Source organism: Pseudomonas sp. NPDC089422 (genome assembly GCF_044749405.1).
GTDB lineage: Bacteria > Pseudomonadota > Gammaproteobacteria > Pseudomonadales > Pseudomonadaceae > Aquipseudomonas.
The window spans coordinates 21,587-27,777 of sequence record NZ_JBIVHW010000023.1 but is presented as its reverse complement, the minus strand read 5'-3'; the positions used below and the strand labels follow the sequence as shown (position 1 = coordinate 27,777).

The window sequence follows — 6,191 nt, the reverse complement described above, 5'->3', positions numbered from 1 at the left end:
GGGACCGCGCGCCAATGGATGCAGGAGATACTGGCCCGAAACAGATGTAGGAGCAGGCTTGCCTGCGATGCGCCGCGCGGGCGGCGCTCGATCTCATGGCACATACACCTCTAAAGCCCTACACCCGCGCCCCCACGACTGAACCGTTTTTTGTGGTAGGGTTCGCGCCCGAAAAATTCTGCCTATGGGGCAGCGACCAAGAGAAAAATAGTGCACACCACTTGGCACTAGGCCTACAGCGATTACCCACTATTCACTCACAAAGTACGCACAAGTTATCCACAGGCGATCGCCTTGCAAAGACCCCTGTACCGCATTATCTTGTATCCCCAGCACAGCAAACCACTAGATGTTGGGTTTCAGTCACCAACGCCAAGCATGAGTCAGCAGAAAAATTCAAGCAATTTTTCTGGCAGAACTCGTGGTGGTTTCATCGATCCAACCGCTCCTAGCGGATACTGAACAGCCTGCTCTGGCTCACCCCAGGGCATTTGACTTCGGCCAGGGAGCGGCAAGGTTCTTGCCCCCATTTCCTGATCTGTCCCGAAGTCGGTACGCCCGAGCGGGTGGATGCGCGTGCATGACGCATCCTCGCCAAGGCCATCGAGCAAGTGGACGGAACGGTGGGCGCCCAAAAGGCGCCTGAACACTATAGAAACTGTGGAGACACCCACCCATGCAAACCGACACAACTCGCGAGAACCCGCTGGCTTTGGCGCCGCAGGCCGCCGATTCCAACCAGGATCTGGCCGCCACCGCTCCGGGCCAACTGCGCGTGATCAAGCGCAACGGCACTGTCGTCCCCTACACCGACGACAAGATCACCGTGGCCATCACCAAGGCGTTCCTCGCAGTTGAAGGCGGCACCGCCGCTGCCTCGTCGCGCATCCACGACACCGTCGCGCGCCTGACCGAGCAGGTCACTGCCACGTTCAAGCGTCGCATGCCATCGGGTGGCACCATCCACATCGAAGAAATCCAGGACCAGGTCGAACTGGCCCTGATGCGTGCCGGCGAGCAGAAAGTCGCCCGTGACTACGTGATCTACCGCGACCAGCGCGCCAAGGAGCGTGCCACCCGCGCCCACACCGAGGCTGCTGTCGAACCGCACCCAAGCATCCGCATCACCCTGGCCGACGGCAGCCTGGCGCCGCTGGACATGGCGCGCCTGAACACCATCATCAGCGAAGCCTGCGAAGGCCTGGCCGAAGTCGATGGCGACCTGATCCAGCGCGAAACCCTGAAGAACCTGTACGACGGCGTGGCCATCAAGGACGTCAACACCGCCCTGGTGATGACCGCCCGCACCCTGGTCGAGCGTGAGCCGAACTACTCGTTCGTCACCGCCCGCCTGCTGATGGACACCCTGCGTGCCGAAGGCCTGGGCTTCCTCAACGTCGCCGACAGCGCCACCCACCACGAGATGGCCGACCTGTACGCCAAGGCCCTGCCGGCCTATGTCGCCAAAGGTATCGAGTTCGAGCTGCTGAACCCGGCGCTGGCCGACTTCGACCTGGAAAAACTGGGCAAGGCGATCAACCACGAGCGCGACCAGCAGTTCACCTACCTGGGCCTGCAGACCCTGTACGACCGTTACTTCATCCACAAGGATGGCGTGCGCTTCGAGCTGCCGCAGGTGTTCTTCATGCGTGTGGCCATGGGCCTGGCGCTGGAAGAGAAAGACAAAGAAGCCCGTGCGATCGAGTTCTACAACCTGCTCTCGTCGTTCGACTACATGGCTTCGACACCGACCCTGTTCAACGCCGGTACCCTGCGTCCACAGCTGTCGAGCTGCTACCTGACCACCGTGCCGGACGACCTGTCGGGCATCTACCACGCGATCCACGACAACGCCATGCTGTCGAAATTCGCCGGTGGCCTGGGCAACGACTGGACCCCTGTGCGTGCACTGGGCTCCTACATCAAGGGCACCAACGGCAAATCCCAGGGCGTCGTGCCGTTCCTGAAAGTGGTCAACGACACTGCCGTCGCCGTGAACCAGGGTGGCAAGCGCAAAGGCGCCGTGTGTGCCTACCTGGAAACCTGGCACCTGGACATCGAAGAATTCATCGAGCTGCGCAAGAACACCGGTGATGACCGTCGTCGTACCCACGACATGAACACCGCCAACTGGATCCCTGACCTGTTCATGAAGCGTGTCTTCGATGACGGCAAGTGGACCCTGTTCTCGCCATCGGAAGTGCCGGATCTGCACGACCTGACCGGCAAGGCCTTCGAAGAGCGCTACGAGTACTACGAAGCCCTGACCGAGTACAACAAGATCAAGGTGTTCAAGACCATCCAGGCCAAAGACCTGTGGCGCAAGATGCTGTCGATGCTGTTCGAGACCGGCCACCCGTGGCTGACCTTCAAGGACCCGTGCAACCTGCGTTCGCCGCAGCAGCACGTGGGCGTGGTCCACAGCTCGAACCTGTGCACCGAGATCACCCTGAACACCAACAAGGACGAGATCGCGGTCTGCAACCTGGGCTCGATCAACCTGCCGAACCACATTGTCGACGGCAAGCTGGACACCGCCAAGCTGCAACGCACCGTGAACACCGCCGTGCGCATGCTCGACAACGTAATCGACATCAACTACTACTCGGTGCCGCAAGCGCGCAACTCGAACTTCAAGCACCGCCCGGTCGGCCTGGGCATCATGGGCTTCCAGGATGCGCTGTACCTGCAGCACATCCCGTACGGTTCCGACGCTGCCGTCGAGTTCGCCGACAAGTCGATGGAAGCGGTCAGCTACTACGCGATCCAGGCTTCCTGCGACCTGGCCGACGAGCGTGGCGCCTACGAGACCTTCCAGGGTTCGCTGTGGTCCAAGGGCATCCTGCCACTGGATTCGCAACAGATCCTGATCGAGGCCCGTGGCCAGAAGTACATCGACGTCAACCTGGAAGAGTCGCTGGACTGGGCGCCGATCCGTGCCCGCGTGCAGAAAGGCATTCGTAACTCGAACATCATGGCCATCGCGCCAACCGCGACCATCGCCAACATCACTGGCGTGTCGCAGTCGATCGAGCCGACCTACCAGAACCTGTATGTGAAATCGAACCTGTCGGGCGAATTCACCGTGATCAACCCGTACCTGGTCCGCGACCTGAAGGCCCGCGGCCTGTGGGACTCGGTGATGATCAACGACCTGAAGTACTACGACGGTTCGGTGCAGCAGATCGAGCGTATCCCGCAAGAGCTGAAAGACCTGTACGCCACCGCGTTCGAAGTCGAGACCAAGTGGATCGTCGACGCCGCCTCCCGTCGCCAGAAGTGGATCGACCAGGCTCAGTCGCTGAACCTGTACATCGCCGGCGCCTCGGGCAAGAAGCTGGACGTGACCTACCGCATGGCCTGGTACCGTGGTCTGAAGACCACCTACTACCTCCGTGCCCTGGCCGCGACCAGCACCGAGAAGTCGACCATCAACACCGGCAAGCTCAACGCCGTTTCCAGCGGCGGCGACAGCGCCCCGGTCCAGGCAGCCGGCCCAGCGCCAGTGCCGAAGGCCTGCGCGATCGACGAGCCGGACTGCGAAGCCTGCCAGTAAGGCCAGGTCGAGGCTTCCTTCGGGAAGCCTCAACGCGTTTTCCGCAGCACTGCGGACCCTGTGGGAGCGGGTTCACCCGCGAAGAGGCCGGCCTTGCGCCCCTCCCCCCACAGCCAGACACAATAAGCCGTGGCTGCAAGGCCCCGGCCAGCCCTCCCCGGGCACTCCAGATTTGCGTGCACCGCACCGCAACCAAGATCCACCGGCCATACTTCACAGATGGCCCTCGAGCAGGAGAATCTCACCATGCTGAGCTGGGACGAATTCGATAAAGAAGACGGCGAAGTCGCCGCCAAAGGCAACACCCCTGCGCAGGCCACTGCCGCCGCTACCCTCGACAAGCTCGACAGCGCCGGCGGTGCCGCCGCCCTGGAAGCCCGTGCCGCCACCGCCGCCGACTCCGATGCCGTAAAACGTGCCAAGGCCGCCCTTGACGCCCTCGACATCGCCGAAGGCCTGGCCGAGCTGGAAGGCTCCTCGGCCCGCGTCGCCGTTGACGAAAAGCGCATGATCAACTGCCGCGCCGACCTCAACCAGCTGGTACCGTTCAAGTACGACTGGGCCTGGCAGAAGTACCTCGATGGCTGCGCCAACCACTGGATGCCGCAAGAGGTCAACATGACCGCCGACATCGCCCTGTGGAAGAGCATGGACGGCCTGACCGAAGACGAGCGCCGCATCGTCATGCGCAACCTCGGCTTCTTCTCCACCGCCGACTCCCTGGTTGCCAACAACCTGGCCCTGGCCGTGTACCGCCTGATCACCAACCCGGAGTGCCGCCAGTACATCCTGCGCCAGGGCTACGAAGAGGCGATCCACACCCACGCCTATCAGTACTGCATCGAGTCGCTGGGCATGGATGAAGGCGAGATCTTCAACATGTACCACGAGATCCCGTCGGTCGCGAAGAAAGCCGCCTGGGGCCTGAAGTACACCCGCGCCATCTCCGACCCGGAGTTCAACACCGGTACCGTCGAGACCGACAAAGAGCTGCTGCGCAACCTGATCGCCTACTACTGCGTACTGGAAGGCATCTTCTTCTACTGCGGCTTCACCCAGATCCTGTCGATGGGCCGCCGCAACAAGATGACCGGCGTTGCCGAGCAGTTCCAGTACATCCTGCGTGACGAGTCGATGCACCTGAACTTCGGTATCGACGTGATCAACCAGATCAAGATCGAGAACCCGCACCTGTGGGACGCGGCGATGAAGGAAGAAGCGACCCAGATGATCCTGCAAGGGACCCAGCTGGAGATCGAATACGCCCGTGACACCATGCCACGCGGCGTGCTGGGCATGAACGCAGCGATGATGGAGGACTACCTCAAGTTCATCGCCAACCGTCGCCTGACCCAGATTGGTCTGAAGGAAGAATACCCGGGGACTACCAACCCGTTCCCGTGGATGAGCGAGATCATGGACTTGAAGAAGGAGAAGAACTTCTTCGAGACGCGTGTGATCGAGTATCAGACTGGCGGGGCGTTGAGCTGGGACTGATTGTCCGGGCTGAGTATCGAGAAGGCTGCCGAATGGCAGCCTTTTTGTTGCCTGCGAAATTAGAACAGGCCCCGCCCCCTCCACACCCTCTGGCTCGAATCCCAAGCTTGGTTCTGCGCCCACGAACTCGGCCGACTGAGCGCTCGTTTCTTCAACGGACACTGCATTCGCAAGCTTGACCCGGACCAGTACCGCAACCTGCAGCTACTGCGTTACGGGCAGTACCAGGAGACGACGATGGTCAGCGAGTCCGGGGCCTATACCTTGCTGGCGCATCACCATGTTCCTGAGAACCGCCTTCTGCGCTGGTGGCTGACCCATGAGGTGGTGGCGCTGCTGCGTGATGGCCAGGTGGATGGAGAAGCGGATTCGCCGCGGCTGGGGCGGATGTGCTGGCCTGGAGGGCGGACGGCGACGTTGTTGTATTGGCAGAGTGAGCCTTGGGTGAGGATGCGGGATATGCCGGTGGTGATGGCGGCTGAAGACGCGGCGATGACGCCGGCGGTGAAGCGCAGGATGAACTGGCGGGAGTGCGCTCAGCGGGCACTCCGACTACACGGGGTCTAGCTGGGCTGCGCAGATACTTCAGGAGCAGGCTTGCCCCGTCTAGCAAACAACGCGGTGCCTGGCACCACGCCGCTTGATGTGAGCAGTGGGTCATGTATAACCGCCGGGTATGCGAACCCTCTCAATCATAAGGCTTGCTATAGTAGTTTTTATCTCTCATAAGCACTGCTATAGCAGGTCTTAAAATGAATGTTTTTCCCTTGGCATGCGCCGACAGGCTAATGAAAATAGGGCTTCTGGCCAAAACCAGACGCCTTGAACGAAAAATTCGCCAAAAAGACCTTGCCGCTCAATCCGGCTTGTCCATCACTATGCTCGCCAAAATAGAAGCATACACCCCGACTGTGGAGATGCGCAGCTATATGATCGCGCTTAGGCACCTAGGCTTGCTCGACGAAATATTCCAGGACGTGCCGATGCCATCCCCTGCTTCATTCGCAACTGAACACAGGGTGCGTCTTAAATCGGTGACCGAGAAAGACTTCTGATGAAGGCGGCTGAGTCGAACCCGAAAGGCTTGCAGTAGAGGAGTCTGAGCGCACTGAACTCAAAGGCGAAAAGCAGTTGAAAG

The 6,191-nt window shown here is 60.8% G+C and carries 4 protein-coding genes; all 4 read left to right on the top strand.

The genetic code is table 11. The annotated features are described in order from the left end of the window. Positions 1 to 676: 676 nt before the first annotated feature. The 4 genes from ACIPZ8_RS27500 (at position 677) to ACIPZ8_RS27485 (ending at position 6,108) form a co-directional block, all read left to right on the top strand. Complete coding sequence (locus ACIPZ8_RS27500) at positions 677 to 3,556, top strand: ribonucleoside-diphosphate reductase subunit alpha (RefSeq protein WP_400730189.1); 2,880 nt, start codon at positions 677 to 679, stop codon at positions 3,554 to 3,556. Between the two features lie 246 nt (positions 3,557 to 3,802). Continuing rightward, positions 3,803 to 5,053: a ribonucleotide-diphosphate reductase subunit beta gene (locus tag ACIPZ8_RS27495; RefSeq protein WP_400730186.1), complete on the top strand. Its 1,251-nt coding sequence runs from the start codon at positions 3,803 to 3,805 to the stop codon at positions 5,051 to 5,053. A 237-nt stretch (positions 5,054 to 5,290) separates the two neighbouring features. Continuing rightward, entirely contained in the window at positions 5,291 to 5,620 is a 330-nt protein-coding gene (locus tag ACIPZ8_RS27490) for a hypothetical protein (protein ID WP_400730183.1), read from the top strand. 185 nt (positions 5,621 to 5,805) lie between these two features. Beyond that, positions 5,806 to 6,108: an XRE family transcriptional regulator gene (locus ACIPZ8_RS27485; protein WP_400730180.1), complete on the top strand. Its 303-nt coding sequence runs from the start codon at positions 5,806 to 5,808 to the stop codon at positions 6,106 to 6,108. Positions 6,109 to 6,191 lie beyond the last annotated feature (83 nt).